General features: G+C 46.3%; 12 protein-coding genes. 10 read left to right on the top strand and 2 right to left on the bottom strand.

Annotation, left to right across the window (positions count from 1 at the left end; all coding sequences use genetic code 11):
* Positions 1-5: 5 nt before the first annotated feature.
* Positions 6-890 (bottom strand): AraC family transcriptional regulator, encoded by an 885-nt coding sequence (locus ACYVAA_RS04255; RefSeq protein WP_460538823.1) that lies wholly within the window; start codon positions 888-890, stop codon positions 6-8.
* A 448-nt stretch (positions 891-1338) separates the two neighbouring features.
* On the opposite strand from ACYVAA_RS04255, the gene ACYVAA_RS04260 reads away from it, so the two are divergent.
* Together ACYVAA_RS04260 and ACYVAA_RS04265 are read left to right on the top strand one after the other, a co-directional pair.
* Positions 1339-3609 carry a glycoside hydrolase family 2 protein gene (locus ACYVAA_RS04260; RefSeq protein ID WP_460538825.1) on the top strand — a complete coding sequence of 757 codons (2271 nt, stop codon included), beginning with the start codon at positions 1339-1341 and terminating at the stop codon, positions 3607-3609.
* Positions 3610-4239: 630 nt separating this feature from the next.
* Positions 4240-6618: a TonB-dependent receptor gene (locus ACYVAA_RS04265; RefSeq protein WP_460538827.1), complete on the top strand. Its 2379-nt coding sequence runs from the start codon at positions 4240-4242 to the stop codon at positions 6616-6618.
* Between the two features lie 387 nt (positions 6619-7005).
* Here ACYVAA_RS04265 and ACYVAA_RS04270 read toward each other — a convergent pair whose 3' ends face one another.
* Positions 7006-11211 carry a hybrid sensor histidine kinase/response regulator transcription factor gene (locus tag ACYVAA_RS04270; RefSeq protein WP_460538829.1) on the bottom strand — a complete coding sequence of 1402 codons (4206 nt, stop codon included), beginning with the start codon at positions 11209-11211 and terminating at the stop codon, positions 7006-7008.
* Positions 11212-11942: 731 nt separating this feature from the next.
* On the opposite strand from ACYVAA_RS04270, the gene ACYVAA_RS04275 reads away from it, so the two are divergent.
* The 8 genes from ACYVAA_RS04275 to ACYVAA_RS04310 all read left to right on the top strand — a co-directional run bounded on the left by ACYVAA_RS04275 (position 11943) and on the right by ACYVAA_RS04310 (position 26727).
* Positions 11943-15116, top strand: a complete 3174-nt coding sequence (locus tag ACYVAA_RS04275; RefSeq protein ID WP_460538830.1) for a SusC/RagA family TonB-linked outer membrane protein — start codon at positions 11943-11945, stop codon at positions 15114-15116.
* A 16-nt stretch (positions 15117-15132) separates the two neighbouring features.
* Complete coding sequence (locus ACYVAA_RS04280) at positions 15133-16626, top strand: RagB/SusD family nutrient uptake outer membrane protein (RefSeq protein WP_460538831.1); 1494 nt, start codon at positions 15133-15135, stop codon at positions 16624-16626.
* A 270-nt stretch (positions 16627-16896) separates the two neighbouring features.
* Positions 16897-17823 (top strand): beta/alpha barrel domain-containing protein, encoded by a 927-nt coding sequence (locus ACYVAA_RS04285; RefSeq protein ID WP_460538832.1) that lies wholly within the window; start codon positions 16897-16899, stop codon positions 17821-17823.
* A 193-nt stretch (positions 17824-18016) separates the two neighbouring features.
* On the top strand, positions 18017-20734 hold the full coding sequence (locus ACYVAA_RS04290) for a sodium:solute symporter family protein (protein ID WP_460538833.1): 2718 nt from the start codon (positions 18017-18019) through the stop codon (positions 20732-20734).
* Positions 20735-20751: 17 nt separating this feature from the next.
* The gene (locus ACYVAA_RS04295; RefSeq protein ID WP_460538834.1) at positions 20752-22326 is read left to right on the top strand and encodes a sialidase family protein; all 1575 of its coding nucleotides are present in this window, start codon (positions 20752-20754) and stop codon (positions 22324-22326) included.
* Between the two features lie 290 nt (positions 22327-22616).
* On the top strand, positions 22617-23816 hold the full coding sequence (locus ACYVAA_RS04300) for an AGE family epimerase/isomerase (protein ID WP_460538835.1): 1200 nt from the start codon (positions 22617-22619) through the stop codon (positions 23814-23816).
* A gap of 132 nt (positions 23817-23948) precedes the next feature.
* A complete protein-coding gene (locus ACYVAA_RS04305; RefSeq protein ID WP_460538836.1) occupies positions 23949-24719 on the top strand; it encodes a creatininase family protein in 771 nt (256 codons plus the stop codon).
* A gap of 19 nt (positions 24720-24738) precedes the next feature.
* On the top strand, positions 24739-26727 hold the full coding sequence (locus ACYVAA_RS04310) for a beta-N-acetylhexosaminidase (RefSeq protein ID WP_460538837.1): 1989 nt from the start codon (positions 24739-24741) through the stop codon (positions 26725-26727).
* Positions 26728-26734: the final 7 nt, after the last annotated feature.

Raw genomic sequence — 26734 nt, forward strand, 5'->3', positions numbered from 1 at the left:
GTGCTTTAACCCGCTTTGCTGTGTTTCTGGGTATGGGCTTTTAAATACTCCGAAGGGGTATGTCCGGTAATGAGTTTAAACTGCCGGTTGAAATAGGAAATATTAAAGTATCCGCTGTCAAAGGCGACTTCTTTGACACTATAACCCTCTTCGATCAAGAGTTTACAGGCGTGTCCGATGCGGATTTCATTCAGAAATTGAGAAAAGGTCTTTCTGGTATGTTGTTTGAAAAAACGGCAAAATGCATTGACACTAAGGTTAGCTACATCTGCAGCTTCAGAAAGTGAAATGTCACGGGTGAAATTGTCCATTATGAAACGGATGACGACATTTACTTTTTTGGTGTCGCTTGGACGGGCTTCCAGCTCGAAATTAATATGGCTTAGCGGAATAAGTTCTTGGCTTTTGGAGAGTCTGTTCAGAATCTTCAGCAGATAAATGAGCCTGTCCAAGCCTTTCTTTGAGGCAATTTTGTGAGCAGATTCAAAAAGCCGTTTTCTGGAATTCCCCTGAATAAGGAGTCCCCTTTTACTATGGTACAAGAGCTGCTTTACGCCATGGAATTCCGGTAGGTCCATCAAGTCCTTCCCTAAAGTTTCCACAGCAAACAGTATTGAAATATTCCTGGACCGAAGTCCTGAAGTCTCTTCATAGTAGGGCTTATCACTTCTGAAAAAATGGGGGAGGTTGGACCCCAGCAAAAAGATGTCCCCAGCTTTGAAGTTCCCTATAGCATCCCCGATGAAATAAGTCCCTTCACCCTCCAAAATCACCATGATCTGGGTTTCCAAATGATAGTGCAGGTTATCGTAGAAATAGGGATAATCTTCCTGCAATATCCTGACGGCCTCTTCTTCTGTTTTGGCGATTTTGAACAATAGGGGTTTCATAACAAGGTCAATTGTATCGTCGTAAGTTACAAAAAAAGTGTAACATGAAATGACCCTATTTGATAGTTGGATGGTGGATGGAATATCGGTGAAAAGTGGGTATGGGTTAATTTGGTCCCAGGGGGGCGGAATTATTTATTCGGTTTTTCGATGAAGTTAGAAAACACCCCTTTTAGCTCCTTTCCATTTTTTCAACCTGTTGGGACGAGGAATAGGAGGGAATGGATGCTGAAAAGCACTTTACCATCATTACTGCAGCCGATGAAGGATTTCTCCTGTTTTTTTGGAGGATTTGTGGCAATGGAACGAGTAGCTCTTCTTTACTTTTGTAGTGCCAAAAAAGGCAAGCTAAAGCGATTTATCAGTTTTTTTTAGATTCCTACGGTTGGTAGGATCTTGTCTGATGAAGAGTAAAAAGTGAATTGTTCAATCAACATAATCCATAAAAATGACTAGAATTAAGTTACTCGGAGTGCTTATGTTATGTTTGCTCACCGCAGGGCTAAAAGCCCAGCAGTGGACACCAAAGAAGGCTCCGCTAATGACCAAGTTTGCCAAGGATGTAGATCCTGACAATGTACTTCCTGAATATCCCCGTCCGCAGATGGTGCGGGACGAGTGGATGAACCTCAACGGCCTATGGCAATACCAGCCGGGAACCTGGGTGAATGAACCCTACCCGAAAGGAAAGCTTTCTGATACTATTTTGGTACCGTTTGCCGTGGAATCGGCCCTTTCCGGAGTGATGGAGTCCCATGAACGGATCTGGTACCGTCGTGAATTTACCGTGCCCCAAGCGTGGAAGGGACAGTCCGTTCTGTTGCATTTTGGCGCGGTGGATTATCAATGTGAGGTATTTATCAATGACCAGTCGGTGGGAAAACACCAAGGAGGCTATGATCCCTTTTCTTTTGACATTTCTAAGTACCTGAAACCGGGAACACAGACCGTAACCGTCAAGGTATGGGACCCTACGGTCAAGGAAGGTTTTCCTAGAGGTAAGCAGACCCTGAACCCTGAAGGTATCATGTATACCTCGGTAACTGGCATCTGGCAAACCGTTTGGTTGGAACCGGTTCCCGAAAAACGAATTGTTGATTTCCACATGGTACCTGATATAGACCGGTCCGAGCTCAATCTTGCGGTCACTACTGCGGGGGGTAAATTCCTTTCCTATACTGCTGAGGTAAAAGAAGGCGATAAAGTGATTGCCAGGGTAGACAGCAAGCCGATGAAACCTACTGCCATTCCTATCAAGAGCCAAAAGCTCTGGTCACCGGACAGTCCTTTTCTGTACGATATGACCATCACCCTAAAAGATGGGGATAAGGTGGTCGATGTAGTGGACACCTATTTTGGAATGCGTAAGATTTCTGTGGAGCAGGACGGGGAGTTCCAACGGCTGTTTCTGAACAATGAATTTGTGTTTCATATGGGACCTTTGGACCAAGGATATTGGCCTGACGGGCTATATACTGCCCCTACCGATGAGGCCCTTCGGTATGACTTGGAAATGACCAAAAAGCTCGGTTTTAACATGACCAGGAAGCACATCAAGGTGGAACCCCAGCGCTGGTATTATTGGGCCGATAAACTGGGCCTGATGGTTTGGCAGGACATGCCTTCTCCTAACAGTTATACCTTTGGTGCGCCAGAACCTGTGAAGGAGGCTTTTTCCAATGAACTGATAAGGATGGTGGAAAACCTCAAGAATTCGCCAAGTATCGTCATGTGGGTGGTCTTCAATGAAAGCCAGGCCCAGCATGATACCAAAGAATATGTGGCCATGGTCAAAGGAATGGACCCTTCCAGGCTGGTGAACGAAGCCAGTGGAGGGGGAGATCGAGGTGAAGGGGATGTGATGGATTACCATAGCTATCCTCCTCCTGTGGCTCCGACAAGTGCCAACAGGGCGACTGCCTGCGGGGAATACGGAGGTATAGGCTATCAGATGGACGATCATTTGTGGAATCCCAATGACCTGATGCAATATGTATCTGTTAAAGACGATGAAGAATACTTTGGCATGTACAACCGATTTGCAGATATGCTGGTGGATTTTAAAACCAACCAGGGCCTTAGCGCAGCGGTTTACACCGAAATTACCGATGTGGAGATTGAACTGAACGGAATCATGACTTACGACAGGATCATGAAGATAGACCCAGCGGTAATGGCCAAAACGAATCAGAAAATCATCCATGACCAAAGCTATAGCTATGTACTGGAGCCTACAGCAAAGGATGCGGAAAAAGAATGGAAATATACCACCACTTCTCCGGCATCCAACTGGATGGAGAGGGACTTCAATGCGGCTAGCTGGTCCACAGGAAAAGCCGGCTTTGGTGCTCCAAAAACTCCCGGTGCCATCAATGGAACGGATTGGAGAACGGATAATATTTGGCTGAGAAGGGAGTTCGAATTGGGCAACCTTTCCAAGATAGACCGTGACCAGATCCGATTGAGGATCCATCATGACGACGAATGTGTGGTTTATATCAACGGGGTGAAAGCCGTGGAACTTAGCGGTTTTACTTCCGATTATATCAATGTGGAGATATCCGAGGAAGCCAAAAAATCCTTAAAATCAAACGGTAGCAATGTGATGGCCATCCACTGTAAACAAGATATCGGAGGTCAGTATATCGATGCCGGTCTCTCCTTGTCGACAGGGGACAGCCCGATTTCTTTAACTACCTTGGATAAAATCGTCAATTAATCCGATTAGTACCAAGGTATCAAAAATTCACAGTAAAGGATTCTTTCCCCTCTAAGCATAGCTTAGGGGATTGGAAAGGAAAGAGAGGTTACCTCATAAGTTATGATTGGAATCTTGTTACCAAATATTCCATGGGTGTAGGGTTTCTGATCGCTTGCGATGACGTAATTATAAACATTATCTTGGGTAGATTTCTCAATTGAAATCTACGGGTTTTGGCGGCAATTTGTATGCTATAGTGATATTGATCCGGCCAAAACATGATCCTTACGGAATACTTTAGCCTGGGGCACAGCCCCAGGCTATTATAAGTTCACCCCCTTTAGGGCTGGCTTTTTCTCCACTGACTCGCACACTGTTACAAAATATTATTTGTGTAGGACTCAGAGAAATCTACTTATGAGACAGGCGCTTTGTTCTTTTAGCATTGTCCTGATTCCTCATTTATTCTAAAAATGGGGAAGCGGGGATCTTGCCCTAGGGGTATTGCTTAGCCCTGGCTCAAGGGAAACAGGAAAAGGGAAGTGAGACCTCATTTTTTGATGGGAGAATTTTTTGTTAAAAAAGTAGAGAAAGGTTTAAACATATAGTTCCAAGGATTGTTTTTTTGTATTGTAAATGGGCAATACGATGAACAAATTATCAGCAATCGTTTTTTCACTTCTACTTGGTTTGACCATAGTATTTAGTGTCAAGGGGCAGGAACCAAGTGGAACGGTGGCGGGGTACGTAAAAGATGCCAAAACCCAGGAGCCTTTGATAGGGGTTGCTGTAAAATTACTGGGCACGGATCTGGGAGCAGTGACAGATCCGGATGGCTTCTTTAGGATCAGTGAGGTACCGCCCAAAACATATACACTGGAAGCTTCATACATCGGTTATACCAAAAAACAGGTATTCAACCTCACCGTAAGGTCAGGGGGAGTGCCGGACGTAAGTATTTTGCTGGAAGAAGAAATCAGCGAACTGGAGGGAGTGGTGGTCCTGGCCAATACTTTTGGTAAAAATGAAGAAACACCACTGTCTGTTCAGCGACTTTCTCTAGAAGAAATTGCCACCTACCCCGGTGGAAATAACGACATCGCCAAGGTGGTGCAAGCCCTGCCTGGAGTTTCGGGTTCAGTAGGCGGATTCAGAAATGATGTGATCATCCGGGGCGGAGCCCCAAATGAGAACGTCTATTACTTGGATGGAATAGAAATTCCCAACATCAATCACTTTTCTACGCAGGGGAGTGCCGGCGGACCAGTGGGCTTGCTCAACGTGTCTTTTTTTGAAGGCGTCACCTTGTCAACAAGTGCTTTTGCCGCAAATTATGATAATGTGCTTTCAGGAGTGTTGCAGTTTGATCAAAGGGATGGGAATAACAGGGAGTTTCACTCCAACGTGCGTGTGAGCAGTAGTGAAGCTGCTTTGACCCTGGAAGGGCCATTGTTCAAGAGGGAGAAGGATTTTTCCAAAACCTCTTTTATCGCCTCGGTTAGAAGGTCTTATTTACAGGTACTGTTTAAGGCCTTGGATTTGCCCTTCCTGCCTGATTATTGGGATTTTCAGTATAAAGTTTCCCATGAAATTGATAAATACAATAGCTTGATCTTTACCGGACTGGGATCAATTGATGATTTTGCTATCAACCAGCCAGACGATATCGATGCGGAGCAACAGGCCACGTTGGACCAGTTGCCCATCATCAAACAATGGACAAGTACCCATGGACTTGTCTGGAAAAGGAGGTTCAAAGATGGAAGTGGTTTTATGAGTACCGCTTTGAGCAACAATATGTTGAATAATAATTTCAGGCAATTTGAAGATGTGGTCAACGAAGAAGGGGAGTACCTGGTCAATGACTCCAGGGAACAGGAAACGAAGTTTCGGTACAGTTTGACCAAGTTTTTAGGTGACTGGACACTCAGCACCGGAGGTATTCTGCAACGTGCGGACTATAAAAACAGTTCGATAGATCTTGTCAATGATTTCACCTATCAGTCGGATATCAACTTTTTGCGCTATGGGATATTCGGTCAGCTTACCCGTGAATTTTTTCAGCAAAGGTTGAGCCTTTCGGGAGGTGCCAGAATGGATGGAAATGACTTTATGGATTCCGGAAACGATATTTGGAAAACATTTAGTCCCCGGTTTTCTTTTTCCTATTCCCTTGACAAGGCCCGAAAATGGAGTTTTAACGGCTCCCTTGGCCGCTATTATAAAATTCCGCCTTATACCGTTTTGGGCTTTAAGAGCCAAGCAGGAAACTTTGTGAACAAAAGCACCCAATACATCCAAAGTGACCACTACGTTGCCGGTTTGGAATATTTGATCAATCCCTCCACCAGAATTACCCTGGAAGGGTTTCATAAAAAATACGATAACTATCCTGTGAGTTTAAGTAAGAACGTCTCCCTTGCTAATCTGGGCGGTGATTTTTCTGTGTTGGGCAATGAGCCTGTATCCAGCGTAGGAAAGGGCAGATCTTATGGGACAGAACTGTTATTACAAAAAAAGTTCACCAATGACTTCTACGGAATTCTTGCTTTGACCATTTATAAAAGCGAATATACCAGTTTGGATGAAGAGGTCTATTTGCCGTCTTCATGGGACAATAAAACCCTCCTGACCTTTACCGGGGGCTATAAATTTGATAAGAACTGGGAAATCAGCACACGCGTCAGGTACCTGGGAAAAATGCCGATAGCCCCTGTGGATGAGGTAGCCACCTTGGAAAATTATCCGGCCATCATAAAGGACTATTCCAGACAGGGGGACTTGCTTTTATCGGCTTTCAACCAGACGGATTTGAGGGTGGATAAAAAGTGGAATTTCACCAACTTTACCTTTAACCTCTTTTTGGAGTTCCAAAACCTTTTGGGCCAGGATGCTCCGTCCGAACCCCTATATGGGCTTGAGCGCGATGATGAGGGCAATATTACTGAGCCGAGGAACCTTAAGCTGATACCCTCGATTTCAGATGGATCAGTTTTGCCCTCCATTGGATTGGTACTGGATTTTTAACCCGAATTCTAAGACTTTGAAAAAGTAACGTACAATAGCTAAGGTATGAACCCGAGTTCGATTTAAAAGCAGTGAAATAGGATCGCTGCGTCCCCGAAAGTGATCGGGGCAGGCTATTGCGAACCCTTTTGTGCTTGGGTGAGTGTGGGAGGAAAGGGTGTGGCAATCTTCTTATTATGAGATTCCCACGGCTTCCTTCTCGAAATCCTACGCCAAGCCCTGTTTGGCTCCAGACAAGTTCGGAATGACGTCTTTGAAACTTGAACTGAGATTATGACATAAGTTAGATGGAAATATGGACAAAAAGTCCTCAGGCCACATCGATTTGCTCTTGCATTGAAAGGCTTCATTGGGAAAACTTAGCAGCACCTTTTCTCCCTAGAAATTTTAGAGGGTATGCTGCTCCTTGTATTTTGAAGGACTACATCCAAATTGCTTCTGGAAACATTTGCTGAAGTATTTGGGATTGTTGAAACCCACCATGTAACTGATTTCTGCTATTTTTTGCTCACTTTTCACTAAAAGTTGTGCAGCTCTTTTCAGGCGGATCGTTTGGATAAATTCGTTGGGGGTGTGGTCGGTGATGGCCTTGAGCTTGGCAAAAAGCAGTGTGCGGCTCATGCCCATTTCCTTGACAAAGCCGGAAATGTCAAAATCCGTGTCATCCATATGCTTTTCTACCACCTGAATGGCTTTTTCCATCAAATCGGCATCGGCAGGGCTGACGGTAATGTCCGAAGGTGCCAGGTCTGGTTTTTGGCGAAAGGCCTGCTTGAGTTTTTCGCGGGTGAATAGCAGGTTACGTACTTTGGTGATCAGCAGGTCCAGCGGAAAGGGCTTGCTGAGGTAATCATCAGCCCCTGATGCATAGCCCTCCTTTTGATAATCATAGGCACTGCGGGCGGTAAGCAGGATAACGGGAATATGGCTGGTGGCCAGGTCTTTTTTGAGCAGTCCGCACATTTCTACACCGTCCATTTTAGGCATCATCACATCGGAAATAATGATGTCTGGAGACCCTTGTTGGGCCATTTTGATACCTTCTTCTCCGTTGGGTGCTGTGATTATCGTAAAATGCGACTGCAATACTCCTTTCATCAGGGAAAGTAGCTCCTCATTGTCTTCTACGAGAAGGAGCTTTTGGTTTTGCAGGCCGGAGTCTATTGGACCGGCATCTTCCGAGAGCTTCATCGAAGAGAGCATGTGCAGGTCTATGGCGTTGAGTTCTTGCTCTATGGATAATTTTTTTGGACTGCTTTCGGTAGGCATCCTTTTCATCTCATGAGCGGCAAAGTGTGCAGTGCCGGTTCTCAAAAAGACCGTAAAACAGGTTTGTTGTTTTGGGATGCTGGACATGCTGATTTTGCCATGATGAAAATCGACGATGTTTTTACTCAAAGCCAGCCCGATACCTGTTCCTGCCGTGAAATTTTCCTGAGCGTCTTCAATTTGGAAAAAGCGCTCAAAAATCCTGTCCTGATGTTCAAGGGGGATTCCTTTTCCGTTGTCTTCCACTGTGATGACCACTCCAACGATTTCCTCTTGATCGATTTTAATCGTTTTTTGACTCAAATGGATCCTTATTTTCCCCCCTTTGGGAGTGAATTTAAAGGCATTATAGCAAAGGTTGTAGAGCACTTTTTCCATTTGGTCGGGATCAAACCAGAGTTTTTCGGGAAGCTCCTTTTCCATATCCAGCCTAAAATCAATAGCTCCGTGTTTGGCAAGCCCTTCAAAAGAGGTATAGATATTATTAATGAAGGCTTTCAGGTCATTTTCCTGAACTTCTAACTTTAAATGCCCTGTTTCCTGCTTCCTGAATTCCAATAACTGGTTGATCAGCTTTAGCAAGCGGGAGGCATTATTATGGATAGAGTTCAGTTGGTGATGGACCTGCTGGGAAAGATCGGCCCTTCGGATCAGCTGTTCCAGAGGTACCTTGATCAGCATCAGGGGAGTCCTTAGCTCGTGGGATATATTCGTGAAAAACCGAAGCTTTAATTGGTTGATCTCTTCCTGCTTTTGATGCTCCAGACGCTCAAAACGCAAATCGTTTTTCATCCGGATACGGAAAGTAATGATGGACTTGACGATGTAGGAGATAAGAAGAAAGAGGATGAAATAGATAAGGTAGGCTGCCACACTTCTGTACCAGGGCGGCAAAACCCTAAGGTGCAGCAAGCGCTCTTCTGAATTTTGCAGTCCATTTTCTGAGGTGCTTTTTACCCGAAAGACATACTCCCCCGCATCCAGGTTGGAGTAAGCAGCATACCGTCTAGATGCATCGGTAGATACCCATTCTTTGTCAAAGCCCTCCAGTTTATAGGCATAATTGATTTTTTCCTGCTGGTTGTACTCCAGGCTGCTGAATTCCAGTTCAAAACTGTTGTGACGATGGTTGAGGGTCAATTCATCAGTATAGCTTATGCTGTGGGCCAACAATACCTCATTCTCTATGGTGTCTCCCGGGTGGACCAATTGATTGAGTACCCTGAGTTTGGTCAAAATGGGAATATGTGGATTTTCGGGAAGATTGATCTGGTCTGGCAAAAAAGCATTGAAGCCATTGGTACCACCAAAGTACATTTTGCCATCTGGCGCCTTAAAGGCCGAGCCCAGGTTAAACTCGTTGGACTGAAGACCGTCTTCTGCGGTATAGTTTTTAAAGGTTCCGATTTCAGGATTAAAAGCAGTAAGTCCTTTGACGGTGCTGATCCAAAGCTGTCCACTGTCATCTTCCAGTACAGCCTTAATCACATCGCTGGGCAGGCCATCGTTTTCCCTAAACTGCACAAAATTTCCCGTCTCGGGGTTCATTCGGTTCAGTCCTCCCCCAAAGGTCCCCACCCAAAGGTTTCCTTTACGGTCTTCATAGATCGTGGTGACGATGTCGTGGCTGATACTTTCCGGGTCCGCATCATCATGCCTGAAATAGGTGAATTTTTGAGTGTCAAAGTCGTACCTGTTCAGCCCCCCTCCGTAGGTGCCAATCCAGAGCCTGTTTTTGGAATCGATCAACAGTGACCGGACATCGTTGAAGCTAGGGGTACTCTGGTCATTGGGGCGGTGCAAAAAGTTGCTGAACTTTCCTGTTTTGGGGTCCAGTACATTTAATCCTCCTCCATTGGCCGTGCCGATCCAAAGGAGGCCCTTGTGATCTTCCACTATGGCCCAAACCTCATCCTTGCTCAGGGAGTTGGGGGCGTCCGGAGAATGATGGAATGAGGTGATGGCTTTGGTGGCGGGATTATACTTGTAAAGTCCAGAGCCGTCGGTGCCGATCCATAGCTGATGGCTGGTGTCTTCAAAAATCACCTGAACATTGGGTTTGGTGATTTCTTTTTGCCTGGTAGGAAGAGAAAAAATGGAAAACTGTTCTTTTGTGGCTATTTTTACGTTCAAGCCTCCATTGAAAATGCCTGCCCATAGGTTCCGGTCATGGTCCATGAGCAGGGATTTGACCATTTTTCCCGAAAGACTCCCTGGCTCGTTTGCCTGGGGGCGGTAGTGCTCAAAGTGCTGGGAAGCCGGGTTGATTTTGTTCAGCCCTTCCCCAGAGTACATCCCTATCCAAATATTTCCCTCCCGGTCTTCCAGCATGGTGTAAACGGACTGGCCATTCAAACTGTAAGGGTCGGCAGGATTGTCATCGTAATGGAACATCTGCCTTGATCTGGGCTCAAAGACGTACAATCCTCCGCCCAGCGTGCCTATCCAGAGGTGGCCCTGTTGATCTTCCAAAAAGCTGGTAATATTTTCTTCCCTAAGGGGGGCAAGGGGGGAATCAAAAGGTACAAAACCGGATTTTCCTGAAGCTTTTATAAAAACGCCATGGTGTTCGGTCCCTGCCCATAGATTTCCCTTGCTGTCTTCAAAGAAAGTTTTTACGGATCGGATGCGTTTACCATGATGGTCTATCGCCATGGAGGTGAATTTTCCGGTTTGCGGATCCAAGGATTGAACACCTTGGTCATAAGTGCCTATCCAGATCCGGGACTGGCTGTCCTCAAAAAGCTGCCAGATTTTGTTGTCGGACAATCCGGAATTGTTGCTGGTATAATGTTTAATGTCCAGTGACTCGATGAACTCGTCGAGGTTTTTAGGAGTAGCAGAAGAATTGGAACTGATCCTATAGATACCATCGGAGGGGGTGCTTACCCAAAGTCGCCCCTGAGAATCCAATAGTAATTCCCCTGTTTTTTGGGAGGGAATTAGGTTTTTCTGGAGTAGAGAAGCAAAGGAGGCCGTTTTGGGGTCATAAACGTTCATTCCACCGCCCTCGGTGCTGATCCAGATGAAGCCTTTGCTGTCCTGGACAATACCCCGGATGACATTATTGCTGAGGCTTTTCTGCTTTTGGAACTGATGTTTGAAGACCGTAAACTGATAGCCATCAAACTGGGCCAATCCATCATCGGTACCAAACCAAAGGAAGCCTTTGTCATCCTGCATGATGGCCAAGATGGAATTTTGTGGCAGGCCGTCCTGGGAGGTATAGTGGGTAAATTTATAAAAAGGATGTCCCGTACCTTGGGCTGATAAGTCAAGACAAGAAATTATAGTGATTAATATGAAGAGGCAATTTTTTATCATGAAAGCACTAGGAGTATGTATATGACTAATGTCAATCTCTAAATTAAATGGTGTTATGTTGAGCCTATGTTAACTCTTTTATATGATTATACGCAATTATACCAGTAGCCTTGTGTTTTTAAAATAGTCTCTCACGGATTTCACAGATATCCACGGAAAGCTTTTGTTTATTTTGTGAAAACCTGTGAGCGTTAGGTAGATCTCCCGTCATTCGACGGGACAGGCTGTGGAAACTTGTCTGCCGTAGTGGATTCGTGAGCAACAAAACCTAACACCCCTCCTTTGCAACCGTCAAATATGAGTCCACCATCAACGGTAAACAACTCCACTTATCAAAAGTAATTCGTGCTAATCCGTGTAATTCGTGGACAAAACCTGTCTAGTGCCAGATAGATCTCCCGTCATTTGACGGGACAGGCTGTGAAATCCGTGGACTTTCCTTTTTTTTTTACCATCACTTTTTCATGCTCCAATCTAGTTTTTTCCCTTTAAATTTTCCGGCTCAGCATGAAGTAAATGTTAAGAATGTACGATTATATCCCTTATTCAGGACGATTTTTTACCTCCCTGGACTTTAGGGCACCTTCTTACGGACGATAGTTCCCCTATTTGGAAGATGGCTTTTCTAGCTTTGTTAGGTAAGCTATTCCTAAATATCCCACGCTGTACAGTAAAGTAAAAAACAGGTATTATGCTTTCACCTTATTATTCACTCTATAACCCAAAAGAATATGTATTGGAACAACTACATTAAAAAGTGGCTGATACTGTTCATGGTGCTTTTGTCCGGCCAGGTCATGGCCCAGGAAGCAGCCATCAATGGAACAGTATTGGATGCCAAAACCGGGGAAACCATTCCAGGTGTAAATATTTTGATCGAAGGTACCACACGGGGTACGGTAACTGATCTGGATGGTAACTTCTCTATTCAGGCCAGTCAGGGAGAAGTGCTGATATTTAGTTATATCGGTTATGTTAGCCAGAAAACCACCATTACCAATGAAACGAGCCTACAGATCAGCATGGAAACAGACTCCAAGCAATTGGATGAAGTGGTGGTAATCGGATACGGAGAGCAGTCCAGGGAGACCTTGACTTCCTCGGTAGCGAAGTTGGACAAAAAGGTCCTGGAAAACGTGCCTTTTGCCAATGCTGCTTCTGCCCTGCAAGGTACCGTGTCCGGGGTAAGGGTGCAGACCACCACCGGACAGCCCGGAGCAGCGCCAAGAATCATCGTAAGAGGGGGAACTTCCATCAACAATCCCAATGGCGCGGAGCCCCTTTATATTGTGGATGGGGTTATCCGTAGCAATATGAACGACATCAACCCTGATGACATCGAGTCATTACAGGTGCTTAAAGATGCCGCTGCCACGGCCATTTATGGTGCACGAGGATCCAATGGTGTGGTGATCATCACCACCAAAACCGGCAAGGTGGGCAAGACCTTGGTGACCTATCGCTATAATATCAGCGCTTCAGAAATGTGGAACCAATACGACATGGCTTCTGCTGAAGACTATATCTATTTCAATAGAAAAGGAATTTTGGCCACTGCTGAAAAGCGTCCCCAGCATTTGTTCAGGTTGAACCTGGCCAATGGCTTTGGGGTAGGAAATGACCTTTCCAACAATACCGCCTTCACGCCGCAATACCTTACTTCCGAAAATGAGTATAAACTCAATGAAGGCTGGCAGCAAATGCCTGATCCTGCGGACCCCACCAAGACCATTATTTTTGCGGAGACCGATTGGCAGGATATTCTTTTCAGGACGGCCGTCAGTCAAAACCACTATGTTAATGTCAGCGGTGGATCAGAAAAAGCAAGGTTTGACCTTGGTGTGGGGTATCTGGATAATGAAGGGGTAGCCATCAATACGGACTTTAAAAGGTTTACCACCCGTATGAACGGGGATGTACAGGTCAATGACAGGCTGGGAGTCTATGGGAGATTGAACTTTACTTCCAGCTCCAACAGTCAGGTGTTTAGTGAAAACCAACTGTTCCAACGTGCCCTTGGTTTGCCGCCTACCGCCAAGCTTTATTTCGAAGACGGGACCTTGGCCACCGGCCAAAACAGAAGTATGGGGAACCCGCTGTATCACCTGAATAGGATTTCCGCCATGAACGCCACCAACAGAATGACACTTTCCGGTGGAGCAAACTGGGAAATCTTTAAGGATTTTACATTTGAGCCCATGGCGTCTTTGTACTTCGTGCAGGCTACCAATAATAGTTTTCAAAAATCCTTCTACAATACCCCGACCCAATTTGTGGACAGCAGGGAGGCTTCAGCTTCCAATTCCATCTATTGGCAGAAACAATTTGATGGGGTGTTCAGCTATCAAAAGGGCATTGGCCTTCATAACCTGCAGTTTAAGCTGGGTGGATCCTATTATGACCGTAAGAGCTATGTGGCGAGCGCCACTGGTAGAGGAGCCGCTTCGGATTTGATTCCCACCCTCAATGCTTCTGCGGAACCCACCTCGGTGAGCAGTTCATTGACCCAGCAGGTGATCGTTGGTTACTTCGGAAGGGTAAACTACGATTTTGATAAGAAATACCTGTTTTCCTTCACCGCCCGCTATGATGGTGCTTCTAATCTTGGAGCCAACAATTACTGGGGTTTCTTCCCAGGGGTATCTGCCGGTTGGAACCTTCACAGGGAAGATTTCTGGGCAAAGGTACCCGAGCAGTTGTCCACGCTTAAGCTGAGAGCCTCCTATGGGGTAAACGGCAATATCGGTAACCTGTCAGATTTCCATGCGCAAGGTCTTTATTCAGTTGGCAACCGTTACTATGACCAGGCAGCCATACAAAATAACAGAATGGCCAACCAGGATCTGAAATGGGAGCGCTCAGGAACCTTTGATATAGGATTGGACATGGGACTCTTCAATGACCGGGTAACGGTGATCGCGGATTATTACAACCGATTGACGGATAACCTATTGACCAACTTGGAATTGCCCCAGTCTACCGGCTTTAGCAGTATTTTGACCAATTTGGGCTCTCTGCGCAACGAGGGGGTGGAAATGGAAGTTTCTGCAGGAATCATTCAAAACAAGGACTTTTCCTGGAACGTAGCGGCAAATGCCTCCTACAATATCAATACCGTGGTGGAGCTACCGGAAAACGGAAATGAGAACAACCGAATCGGGGGAGTGTTGATCTACGATCCGGTATTGGGACAATATACCTGGAAAGGTGGACTCCAAGAGGGTAATCGATTGGGTGACTTGTTTGCTTATCAGCAACTTGGAATCTATGCTACCGACCAAGAGGCAGCTGAAGGACCTTACGACGCCTTGGTTCCCGGTACGGACAAGAGCAAGTTCGGTGGTGATACCAACTGGGCGGATTTGGACAAAAATGATTCCATTGACAGCAGGGACAGGGTATACGCAGGTAATATTTTCCCGAAATGGACCGGTGGTTTTACGAACACCTTCAATTACAAAGGACTTTCCTTGACTGTCCGTACCGACTTTGCATTGGGACATACCATCTACCATGAGTCTAGGGCCAGGTTCAATGGCCAGTATCAGGGAGATATCGGGATTTTGGAAGAAACCACCACTTCCTGGCAGAACCAGGGCGACGTGACGGACATTCCTAGGTATTATTGGGCCGACCAACTTTCCCAGAACAATTCCTTCCGAGGCAGCACTTTCTATCATGAAAAGGGGGATTACCTGGCCCTTCGGGAGGTCACGCTTAGCTATAATCTGCCAAAGGCCTGGACGGAGAAGCTGAAGATAGGCAATATCAGGACTTATTTTACCGGTTCTAACCTGTATTACTTTACCCAATACACAGGCTTGAACCCAGAGGAAGGCGGGACCGACTCCGGAAGGTACCCGATTCCAAGAAGCTTCCTGTTCGGCGTGAATGTCAATTTCTAACCCAAATCGAAAAGCAATGAAAAGCATTAAAAATATCTTATTGACCGGAATGGCGGGAGCAGGCTTGCTGATGACTGCTGCTTCCTGTACCGATAACCTGGAGCTGACACCGACCAGTGAAATCACGGTGTCGGGCTTTTGGACCTCTGAGGACAATGCAAAGGGCGCATTGAACGGCATGTATGTACGTTTTAGGGATGAGGCGGCCAGCAACCTGTTTATGTGGGGGGAAAGCCGAAGTGGCACGCTTTCCTATGGGCTTCAGGCATCACAGGGCTTGGAAAGGTACTTTGAAAACACCTTGGATCCCAACTATGCCGGACCAGAATGGCTGAGGCTGTATACAGTGGCTCACGATGCCAACCTGATTATCAAGTATGTGCCGGATATTCCCTTCACCCATGAGGAAGATCGAAACAGGCTATTGGCGGAGGCCTATACCATGCGGGCCTACACTTATTTTCTGATGGCCAAAACTTGGGGGGGAGTGCCTTTGGTCATTACTCCGACTGAAGGCTATGATGCTGAAACGACTTTCAGAGAAAGGGCTTCAGTGGATGCCATTTTTGCTCAAATCAAGGAGGACCTGAACAGTGCCTTGTCTTTGTATCCTGATAATTCCCTTTCAGCAGGCAAAGCAAGCTGGTCAAAGCCGGCGGCCAATGCCCTAAAAGGAGATGTGTTCCTTTGGACGGCCAAAAGGATGGGGGGAGGCGATGCCGATTTGCAAACTGCTCTGGACGCACTGGAAGAGGCCAATCTGCCGGAGCTATCCTTGCAAGCCAGCTATGATAAGGTCTTCCGCTATGATAATAAAGGAAACAGTGAAATCTTGATGGCTGTACATTTCAGGGACCTGGAATCCGGTACCAATTATAATGGCAACATGTATATCCGTGATGATCAGATTCCTGCAGGTGCAGACCAAGAAGTGCTGGAGAAGCTGGGTCAAGGTGGCGGGCTTAACCGTTGGGGGCCTTCCGCTGTGGTAACAGGGGCTTATGGTGACGATGACCAAAGAAAGGATGCCACTTATTTGAGTATCTCTATTCCTGGTGAAGGCGGTACTATGGAACCCTATGCCAACGTGGTTACTAAATTCAGGGGATATGTCGATCCTTCGGGAAGAAGGTTTTTGGATGATGTGGTCATTTACCGATATGCGGACCTGTTGCTGATGATTGCCGAGGCCAAAAATGCGCTTGGCCAAGATCCTTCCGCTGAGATCAACCAAGTACGGGAACGGGCCTATGGGGATGATTTTGAAGCCCACCGGTTTGTGGATATGGGACAGGAAGCCAATGATGAAGCGATCTTGCAGGAGCGTTTGTTGGAACTGGCTTTTGAAGGAAAAAGATGGTGGGACCTCGTTCGCTTTAATAAAGCCTTTGAACTGGTACCTTCCCTTCAAGGCCGCGAAAACGAGCAGCACCTGTTATTATGGCCAATTTCTCTGGGTACCATCAGTTTAAATTCTAAAATCACCCAAAATCCGGGATACGGAAATTAATTACCATGAGGCTGCCTTAAAGGAAGGAATCCGTATTTGTGAGAAACCAACATTTTCTCAAATGTAAATGATAGAATGATAATTGTACTTTTTCAACGTCATTGCGATCGAAGGCCCCTGAGCTTGTCGAAGGGCCGTAGAGAAGCTATGACGAGAAGAAAGTACAATTGTCACTGTCATCCAACTCTATTGTGGATATTAGAATGTTACTTTCTCATGAGGACGATTTCCAAACTTTGAGGCAGCCTTCTTTAAAACCTGTTTAACCATATGAAATTCAATAAAATAAAAGGACTTGTAGCGGCGACCTTTACGCCCTTTGACCAAAAAGGACAGCTCAATACCGGCATTGTCCCTGATTTGGCGCAGTCATTGAAAGCCCATCAGATCGTAGGAGCATTTATTGCCGGAACCACCGGTGAAGGGGCAGCACTTACCTTGGAGGAGAAACTAAGCTTGTTTGAAGCTTGGGCACCTTTTTCCGCGGAGGAATTTAAGGTTATGGCCATGCTGGGCGGTACCAATCAAAAGGAGGCCATTACCTTGGCCCAGAAAGCAAAGGACTTGGGCTTCTATGGTATTGCCTTGACCGCACCCTATTATATGCGTCCCAATACGGTACAGCAGTTGGTGGACTATTTTGAACCCATCGCTGCCGCAGCTCCTGATCAGGCATTTTATTTCTACCATATCCCCCTATTGTCCAAGGTGGAACTTCCTATGCTGGATTTCCTGAAGGAAGCCGGGGCACGTATTCCCAACTTTGCAGGCATTAAGTACACGCACAATGACCTGATGGAATTTAACCGATGCCTGCGTTTCGAAGAGGGTAAATACGATATTCTATGGGGCTGGGATGAAACCATGCTGGCCGGCTTGTCCATGGGGGCAAAGGGGGCAGTGGGGAGCACCTACAATTATGCCGCCCCTCTTTATTTGGAGCTTTTGGAAGCCTTTGAACAAAAGGATATGGAGCGGGCAAGAACCTTGCAGGAAAAATCCATCGATATGATCAGCCTGTTTGGTAAATACGGTGGAGCAGCCTGCGGAAAAGCCATCATGAAGCTTTGTGGTCTTGACTGTGGACAGTTCAGGCAGCCTGTCCGACAGCTGGAGGATAGCGATTATGCCCAATTAAAAGCGGAATTGGAAAAGCTGGATTTCTTCCGGTTCAGCGTCCGTCCCAAGCTGGTATAATTCCCCGAACAAAAACCCAAAGTGGTCTATTATCTTATCATGGTTATAGGATGTTGCGCCAGTAAAAAAACTATTATCCCGCAAATCTCGCGGATAAGCGCAGAAGCTTCCTTACGTATTTGAGGGAATTTATAATGACAAAGATAGTATGTCTGTGGGTACGTAAGAAGATAATCAAGTAACCTAATTATTCATGAAAGCAAGTGTATATATAAGTTGTATTTTATTTTTTCTGTTTTTGGGACTGGGCGCCCATGGGCAGAGCGGTACCGGGAATAACCTGGGAAGCTTTGTTTATAGTGCCTTGCCCGACTTGCCGCCGGAGGAAGGGGACAGCCTTGCTTTGGGCTTTGCAGGCATGTTTGCCGGTGTCCACGAAAATGTGCTTATCCTTGCGGGAGGAGCGAATTTCCCCGAAAAGGAACCCTGGAAAGGAGGAAAAAAACAGTATTCCCAAAATGTCCATGTACTTGAAAAAACCGAAAACGGCTATCAATGGGTAGAGGGGATCGACCTGCAGCTACCTGCCCCTGTTGCTTATGGTACCAGTGTCAGCACACCTCAAGGCCTGTTATGTATAGGCGGGGAAAACCAAGATACGATCTTTAAAAAAGTGTACCTGCTCAAATGGAATCCGGAGGAGAAGCAGGTGGAGATAAAAACGCTACCGGATTTGCCCCTTGCCCTGAGCAATGCCACAGGCGGCTTGATCGGAAGCCAGGTGTTTTTGGCAGGAGGGGAAGGAAAACAGGTGTCCAATGCCTTTTTGAGTTTGAACCTAGCGGCAGAGCAGCCACAATGGAAAAACCTGAAAAGTTGGCCCGGAGAGCCTCGTTCCCATGCAATGGCGGCGGTGCAGGGCAATGGGCAGCAGGAATGCTTTTACCTCTTTGGAGGAAGGCAGAAAAGGGAAAACGGTGTCAGCGAGCTTTATAGCGATGCATTTTGCTATGATCCCCAATTGGGGGAGTGGAAGGAGATCAGTCCCTTGCAGGATGAAGGGGGCAATCCTTTGACCCTTTCAGCAGGAACGGTAGCTGCACAGGGAGCAGGACATATTGTGTTTTATGGAGGGGTGAGGGGTAAGACCTTCAACCAATTGGAAAGCTATGCAGCTTCACTGGCGGCTTCCAAGGACAGTTTGGCCATTATGGAACTGACCCGCCAAAGGGATTCTGTTTTGGAGAACCATTCGGGATTTGATAAGCAAGTGTTGATGTACCATACGGTAACCGATAGCTGGCAAACCTTGGGTGAGCTGCCTTTTCCAACGCCCGTGACAACAAGTGCAGTGAGGTGGGGTGATCAAGTGGTACTGCCTTCAGGAGAGGTAAGTCCTGGGCTAAGGACTCCTAATATCCAGATGGTGAGCTACCAAAAAGAGGCGGTTTTTGGTTGGGTCAATTATACCGTTCTGGGCGTTTATTTGGGTTCTCTGGTCCTGATGGGCGTGTTGATTTCGGGAAAGCAGCACTCCACGGAAGATTTCTTCAAGGCAGGAGGCAGGGTGCCCTGGTGGGCAGCGGGGATAAGTATATTCGGGACGCAGCTCAGTGCCATTACCTTTATGGCCATACCCGCCAAAACCTTTGCGACGGACTGGACCTTGTTCTTTTTGTTGATGACCATCATCATGGTGGCTCCGGTGATCATTTATATTTTCCTGCCTTTTTTCAGAAGGTTGAACATCACCACCGCCTATGAATACCTTGAGCTGCGGTACAACCGTACCGTTCGACTGGTGGGAAGTTTGGTGTATGTGGGTTTGCAGCTGGGAAGATTGGGGATTGTGCTGTTACTGCCCTCCTTGGCCCTGTCCGTGGTGACGGGCATTGATGTGACCCTGTGTATTTTGATCATGGGCTTGTTGAGCATTCTTTACACGGTGCTTGGAGGGATAGAGGCAGTGATCTGGACGGATGTGATTCAGGTAGTGGTCTTATTGGGAGGGGCGCTCGTTTGTCTTGGGTTTATCTTTTATGAAATCCAGGCACGGCCGGAAGAACTTTGGGCCTTGGTACAGGAAAACGATAAAACAAGGATCTTTGATCTGAACCTGGACTTTACGGGAACCAGTTTCTGGGTGGTGCTTATTGGTGGCATTGCCGCCAATATTGTCCAATATGGAAGTGATCAAACGGTCATCCAAAGGTACCTGACCACCAAGGACGAAAAAACGGCAGCCAATGGCATAACTACCGGTGCCTTGATGGCTTTACCCTCTGCATTGATTTTCTTCAGCATAGGAACTGCCCTGTACCTGTTTTACAAATTCCACCCGGCGGAGCTTAGCCCTTCTGTACAAAATGCGGACAGTATCTTTCCGTTTTATATCGTGACCCAGCTCCCGGTGGGTGTTTCTGGCCTGTTGATAGCGGCAGTGTTTGCTGCAGCCATGTCCAGTTTGGACAGCAGCATGAATTCCGTGGCAACGGTGGTCACCACTGATTTTTACAAAAAATTATACCCAAAGGATACCGAGGGAAAAAATACCTTGGGATTTGCCAGATGGGTGACCGTAATTGTAGGAGTGTTCGGGACGGGCTTTGCGGTGGTCATGGCCGGTCTGGGACTGCCTTCCCTTTGGGACCAGTTTAATATGATCATTGGGCTTTTTGCCGGGGGATTGGGGGGCATTTTCCTGATTGGAATGCTTTCCAGAAAGGTAAACGGCAATGGCGCCCTGCTGGGCCTTCTGCTCAGTGCGGTGGTCCAGGTGGGGGTAAAATACGCCACTGACCTGAGCATTCACCTTTATGCCCTGACAGGATTAACAAGTGCGGTGGTTTTGGGATATTTCTGTAGTTTCTTTTTTGAAAACCATCAGAACCTCGAAGGCTTGACCGTCCATTCACTGGGGAAGATAAAGCCGGCAGTAAAAGAAGAAAAATTGGAAAAAGTGGAACTCTGATATTAGCAATGATTCAAATGACAAAATTTAAAGAAATCAAATTATCCCTTTTGGGAAGTTTAATCGTGCTATTGCTTTTTGGGCAGTGCACCAGCCAAAGTCAAACCCTGCAACCAAAAATGCAGGTCAAAGTGGATCAGCACTATATCCCTTTATTGAAAGGGAAGAACAATGATGCCTTCAGTCTGTTTTTTGAATTGGATGAGGAAGATATTCTGAAAACCTTGGAGCTGGAAGTAGAAGGAGCTGAAGCCCTGGAATCCCTTCTGGTTTATGAAATTTCCGGAGAAGGGAAAAATCAGCAAAAGACACCGGTTTCGGCAGTAGTAAAAGTAGAGAAGAAGGTGAAACTGAAAGTGAACAAACCGTTTTCGGAAGGCAGCCACCACTTAATGCTGAGCGTCCAGCCTAAGCAGGGGGCTTCGCTTTTGACAAAAGTGGCACTGTCTGTAAGTAAGGTTCATTTTGAACAAACTTCGGTTGCGGTCCAAGAAGATGCTTCGCACCATCCCTTTCGACTGGCTACCAGTTTGAGAACCGCCGGAGATGATGGGGTAGCAGCCTACCGTATTCCCGGCCTGACCACCACTACCAAAGGCAGTTTGATTGCCGTTTATGATGTTCGCCACAATAATTCGGTGGACTTGCAGGAAGATGTAGATGTGGGGATGAGCCGCAGTACCGATGGTGGAAAAAGCTGGGAGCCGATGAAGATCATTATGGATATGGGCGAGTGGGGAGGTAAACCCCAAATCGAAAACGGCATAGGGGATCCGGCAGTGCTTGTTGACCCCAGTGATAATACCCTTTATGTGCTGGCACTTTGGGCACATGGAAAGCCTGGGAAAAGGACCTGGTTTAGCTCTGGGCAAGGGACAAGTCCCGAAGAAACCGGTCAGTTGGTATTGGTGAAAAGTGAAGATGACGGTCAGACATGGTCAGAACCTATCAACATCACCTCCCAGATCAAGCAACAGGAGTGGAAGCTGATGTTCAACGGGCCAGGTAAAGGAATCACGATGAGGGACGGTACCTTGGTATTTGCCGGCCAGTTTAAGGATGAAAATGACATGCCTCACAGTACCATTATTTACAGCAAGGACAAGGGGGAGACCTGGCATATAGGAACAGGGGCCAAATCAAATACCACAGAAGCCCAAGTGGTGGAACTCAACGATGGCAGCCTGATGCTGAATATGCGGGACAACCGTGGGGGATCTCGGTCTGTGGCCGTTACAAATGATTTGGGAATAACCTGGGTGGAGCATTCCTCCAGCAGGTCAGCATTGGTAGAACCGGTCTGTATGGCCAGCTTGATCACCTATCCTGAAAACAGGTTGGAAGAAGATGCCTCACAATTGTTTTTTTCCAACCCTGCGGTGACAGATGGCCGGTACAATATGACCATCAAAGCCAGTGCTGATCAAGGAAGTTCCTGGTCGAGCGGTTTGTTATTGGATGAAGGCCGTGGCTGGGGCTATTCATGTCTTACCGTGATTGATGAAGACCATCTGGGCATTCTTTATGAAAGTAGCCAGGCCCATATGACCTTTCAGGTGGTTCCCATAGAGGAGGTTCTTGGGGAGGAATAAGTTTATTATTAAGATGCTAGACATTAGACGCTAGACACAAGACAAGCGTGTGTCCTTGATTATTCAAGCTGGTCAGGATTTGTAATCCTGACCAAAACCGTAATGAAAGGTGTCTACTTTGGAGAGGTGGAATAGAATAACTCAATTATCAATTCCTTAATAACCACAATCGCGTTGTCCCGTCGGCTGTGCCGCGGGAAGATCCTTCTCCATATTCTTTAATTCCACTTCTGGAACACTTCTTAAAGCTCAATACTCAATACTAACTACTCACGACTCAACACTAAGAAATGACTAATAATAAATTACACCATTACGGCCAACAGTACCGTGATGCGCTACTGAACAATATCGTTCCATTTTGGGAGCAAAATTCCCCGGACAGGGAGCACGGTGGTTATTTTACCTGCCTTGACCGAAGCGGGAAAGTATTTGATACGGATAAGTTTGTTTGGCTTCAGGGCCGCCAGGCTTGGATGTTTGCCTTGCTTTTCCAGCAGGTGGAACAAAGGGAAGAGTGGCTGGAGATGTCGGCCTTGGGCATTGATTTTCTCAAAAAGCACGGCAGTGATGAGAAAGGGCATTTCTATTTTTCACTTACCCGTGAAGGCCGTCCCCTTGTGCAGCCTTACAATATTTTCTCCGACTGCTTTGCTGCCATGGCGTTTGGCAAATATGGCTTGGTCTCGGGAGAGGCTGAAAGTACCGATCGAGCCGTGGAGATTTTCCAACAGATACTTGGCCGTCAGGAAAATCCAAAAGGGAAATACAATAAAGCCTTCCCGGGAACAAGGCCCCTGAAGAACTTTGCTTTGCCGATGATTCTAAGCAACCTTTGCTTGGAGTTGGAGCCTTTATTGGATAGGAACCTGGTGGAGGAAACCTTGGATAACTGCATCCATGAGGTGATGGAAAATTTCCTGGACAAGGAGACCTTATTGGTCTATGAAAACAGGACCTTGGACAACGGTTTTTCTGATAGCTTTGAAGGCAGGTTGCTTAATCCCGGACATGCCATTGAAGCCATGTGGTTCATGATGGACATTGCCAAAAGAAGGGGGGATCAGACATTGGCGAATAAGGCGGTAGAAGTTATGATAAAGCAGTTGGAATACGGCTGGGACCCTGAATTTGGTGGCATCTTTTATTTTCTGGATGTCAAAGGCCATCCTCCCCAGCAATTGGAATGGGACCAAAAGCTGTGGTGGGTGCACCTGGAAACCCTGGTAGCCTTGGCCAAGGGCTATGGTATGACCGGCGACAATCGCTGCGCACAATGGTTTGAAAAGGTCCATGAGTACACGTGGAATTTATTCCATGACCCAGCATACGGTGAATGGTTTGGGTATCTGAACAGAAGGGGCGAAGTTTTGCTGGATCTTAAAGGAGGAAAATGGAAAGGTTGTTTTCATGTGCCCAGGGCTTTGTTCCAGGTTTGGAGGACTTTAGAAAGCGAGATTGGGGAGAGCGTTCTTTTCAAAACTTCTTGAGAAAAGTCAAATTCCCCGGGTTTGTAGGTAAGCAATCATGGCATGACTCCAATGTCATGCCATGCTCAATGCCCTTGGCCGCTTAGAAAATGAATTTGACTCATTTCAGAGAATACTGTAAACAATGAAAAAATGAAACCATACATTCTAAACCAGACCAACTGGAAATCTGTAAAAGAGGAAGAATTTGAAATAGCGATTTTGCCGTGGGGAGCTACAGAACCGCATAATTTCCACTTACCTTATGGAACGGATACTTTACAGTCGGAAAAAATTGCAGAAATGTCAGCAGCCAAGGCATATGCAAAAGGTGTCAGATCAATGGTACTTCCGGTAATCCCTTTGGGAGTGCAGAATCCAGGTCAGATTGATTATCCTTTTTGTCTGCATACCAGTCCTTCTACCCAACTGGCCATATTAAAGGATATCCTCAGCTCCTTGGATAGACAGGGGATTCGGAAGTTGCTGATTATAAATAGTCACGGAGGAAACGATTTCAAGCCGCTTATACGGGAATTACAGCTTCAGTTTGAAGGCTGTTTTATCGGTTTGATAGATTGGTTTAAGGTAATGGAGAATACAGCTTATTTTGATGAGCCCGGAGACCACGCAGGAGAAATGGAAACCAGTGTCATGCAATACTTTTTCCCAGAATGGGTATTGCCCCTTGAAGAGGCTGGATTAGGGGAGTCAACGGGGTTTAAACTGAAGGGATTGGAAGAGAAATTGGCCTGGACACCAAGGAATTGGAAAAAGGTGAGCAGCGATACCGGGGTGGGCAATCCCCAGAAGGCAAGCGCCGAAAAAGGACAACGCTTCCTGGAGGTGCTGACCGATAGAATAGCGTCTTTTTTAATGGAGCTGGACCATGTGGCTCCACATGATATTTATACTAAAACTTGATTTAAAAAGACCAAAAAAAATGTTTGCTTTTAGAAAGTTACTGTGGTTAATTCTTCTGGTTTGTCAATCAGCCTATGGTCAGATAGATTTATTGCTTCCTAAACCACAGCAGGTGCAGGAAAAAAAGGGGCATCTCCAGATAGAAGCCGTATCACTTTCCGCGGATTTTTTACCGGAACAGTTTGAAAGGTATTTTAAAGAAATGGGGGCAAAGTCCACAACTTACAAGGGGATTCGGGTCGAGGTGAATAGAGTGGAGAAAGTGGATGCCGCTGAAATCAATCATGAAGAGGCTTATTTTTTGAAGATCAATGGGGAGGGGATTACCATAGAAGCCACTACCGAGAAAGGTGCTTTTTATGCTTTGCAAACCCTTAAGCAAATCAAGAAGGGCAAAGACAGCGCTTTTCCCTATGTTGAAATTACGGATTGGCCGGCTTTCCGGATTAGGGGATTTATGCATGATGTGGGAAGAAGCTTCATTCCTGTGGAGGAACTAAAAAATCAAATTCGCATACTTTCAAGTTATAAGATCAATGTATTTCACTGGCATTTAACCGAAGACTTGGCTTGGAGGTTAGAATCAGAAGTCTTTCCATCCCTGAATGATTCCATTAATTTTGAACGATTTCCCGGGCAATATTATAAAAAAGAAGAGGTCCGTGAATTGTTGGACTTTGCCAAGGAACATCAGGTAACGGTCATACCGGAAATTGATATGCCGGGGCACAGTGTGGCATTTAAGCGGGCATTGGGGCATGATATGCAATCTACGGAAGGAATGGTCCTGCTCAAGCAGTTAATGAGAGAGGTGGGAGATATTTTCAACGGCGTCCCCTATATACATATTGGAACTGATGAAGTAGCATTTACCCATCCTGATTTTGTTCCCGGTATGGTAGCTTTTGTCCGGGATATGGGCTTTAAGGTCATCTCTTGGAATCCTGGCTGGGACTATAAAGAGGGAGAAATTGACATGCTGCAGCTTTGGAGCTATCGGGGCAAAGCTATAGGAAATATCCCTGTCATCGATTCCAAATTCCATTATGTTAACCATTTTGATCCTTTTGCCGATCTGGTCAGCTTGTACCGAAGCAATGTCCTTGGACATCCCATGGGAAACGAGCAGTTAGCCGGTAGCATTCTGGCCGTTTGGAATGACAGGAAGTTGAACGGAGCTGAGGCAATCATAAGAGAAAACAACTTCTATCCTTTAATGCTGACCTTTGGCGAGAGGCTTTGGAGGGGAGGGGGAGAAGGTTATTTTGATAAAGTTGGGGTGAAGTTCCCTGAATACGGCAGTAAATCATTTCAAGAGTGGGAAGAGTTCGAGCAAAGGTTATTATCGCACAAGAAGGAATATTTTGAGGGCCTGCCATTTCCCTACGTAAAACAAAACCATATTGGTTGGAATATCACGCAAGCATTCCCCAATGAGGGGGATTTGAAAAGAACCTTTCCAATAGAGCAGCAACTTCTGAGCCCCGGTAAAAAATTGGATGACAAATACCAGAGGTCTGTTACCGCCGGAGCAAGCGTTTATCTCCGCCATGTTTGGGGAAATCTTGTCCCCGCATTTTATTCTGACCCCCAGCCCAATCATACTGCCTATGCCTACACCTGGGTGTATTCCCCCAAAGACCAGGAAGCAGGAGCTTGGATCAGTTTTCAGGACTATAGCAGGTCTGAAAAAGATCTCGCACCCCAAAAAGGAAAATGGGACTACAAGGAAAGCAGGATTTGGGTAAATGGAGAAGAGGTCATGCCCCCAGTCTGGAAAAACAGCCACAGCCAGAAAACCAATGAAATCCCCTTGTCCAACGAGAATTTCCAAAGCAGGCCGCCCACTCCCATAAAACTTTCAAAAGGCTGGAACAAGGTAGTACTAAAACTCCCAGTGGGTGAATTTACCAGCCCTGAAATAAGATTGGTCAAGTGGATGTTCACCTTTGCCTTGGTGGAGGGGGAAGGACTTCGGTATTCCACAGAACCTGATTGGAAAGAATAATTAACTT

Source organism: Echinicola sediminis, assembly GCF_054777495.1.

Coding starts and splice junctions, on each gene's coding strand:
- ACYVAA_RS04255 (WP_460538823.1), bottom strand. CDS start 890: ATGAAACCCCTATTGTTCAAAATCGCCAAAACAGAAGAAGAGGCCGTC.
- ACYVAA_RS04260 (WP_460538825.1), top strand. CDS start 1,339: ATGACTAGAATTAAGTTACTCGGAGTGCTTATGTTATGTTTGCTCACC.
- ACYVAA_RS04265 (WP_460538827.1), top strand. CDS start 4,240: ATGAACAAATTATCAGCAATCGTTTTTTCACTTCTACTTGGTTTGACC.
- ACYVAA_RS04270 (WP_460538829.1), bottom strand. CDS start 11,211: ATGATAAAAAATTGCCTCTTCATATTAATCACTATAATTTCTTGTCTT.
- ACYVAA_RS04275 (WP_460538830.1), top strand. CDS start 11,943: ATGTATTGGAACAACTACATTAAAAAGTGGCTGATACTGTTCATGGTG.
- ACYVAA_RS04280 (WP_460538831.1), top strand. CDS start 15,133: ATGAAAAGCATTAAAAATATCTTATTGACCGGAATGGCGGGAGCAGGC.
- ACYVAA_RS04285 (WP_460538832.1), top strand. CDS start 16,897: ATGAAATTCAATAAAATAAAAGGACTTGTAGCGGCGACCTTTACGCCC.
- ACYVAA_RS04290 (WP_460538833.1), top strand. CDS start 18,017: ATGAAAGCAAGTGTATATATAAGTTGTATTTTATTTTTTCTGTTTTTG.
- ACYVAA_RS04295 (WP_460538834.1), top strand. CDS start 20,752: ATGACAAAATTTAAAGAAATCAAATTATCCCTTTTGGGAAGTTTAATC.
- ACYVAA_RS04300 (WP_460538835.1), top strand. CDS start 22,617: ATGACTAATAATAAATTACACCATTACGGCCAACAGTACCGTGATGCG.
- ACYVAA_RS04305 (WP_460538836.1), top strand. CDS start 23,949: ATGAAACCATACATTCTAAACCAGACCAACTGGAAATCTGTAAAAGAG.
- ACYVAA_RS04310 (WP_460538837.1), top strand. CDS start 24,739: ATGTTTGCTTTTAGAAAGTTACTGTGGTTAATTCTTCTGGTTTGTCAA.